Origin of the sequence: Streptomyces diastatochromogenes (assembly GCF_002242805.1) — a bacterium.
Classification (GTDB): Bacteria; Actinomycetota; Actinomycetes; order Streptomycetales; family Streptomycetaceae; genus Streptomyces; species Streptomyces diastatochromogenes.
Genome location: NZ_MCGQ01000114.1, coordinates 276 through 611, shown reverse-complemented (window position 1 = coordinate 611; position 336 = coordinate 276). Strand labels below are relative to the sequence as shown.

The window sequence follows — 336 nt, the reverse complement described above, 5'->3', positions numbered from 1 at the left end:
CCGCGCGGGCATCGTCTACTACCTCCAGCCCCTCTGCGTGGCCGTACTCTCCTGGGCCCTGCTCGGCGAGAACACCAGCTGGCCGCAACTCCTCTGCATGGCGCTGATCCTGGGCGGGGTGACGCTGGGTGCGGGATCCCGCAGGTGACGGCCGGGCCCGCCCGTACTCCGGTCGCGCGTGTAACGTGCCCGCATGACCGAGTGGGACCTGAGGAAGCTGCAGATCCTGCGCACCCTCCGGGAACGGGGCACCGTCACCGCGACGGCCGAGGCCCTGCACATGACCCCCTCCGCCGTCTCTCAGCAGCTCACCAACCTCGCCCGGCAGCTCGGCGT

At 71.1% G+C, this 336-nt stretch carries 1 protein-coding gene and 1 pseudogene; both read left to right on the top strand.

Features of this window, described 5'->3' with window-relative positions; genetic code table 11:
• Window positions 1-148, top strand: a 148-nt coding sequence (locus tag BEK98_RS46570) for an EamA family transporter (RefSeq protein WP_167444458.1), incomplete at its 5' end; no start/stop codon positions are given.
• A 45-nt stretch (window positions 149-193) separates the two neighbouring features.
• A pseudogene (locus BEK98_RS50650) lies at window positions 194-336 on the top strand (LysR family transcriptional regulator); the annotation flags it as partial.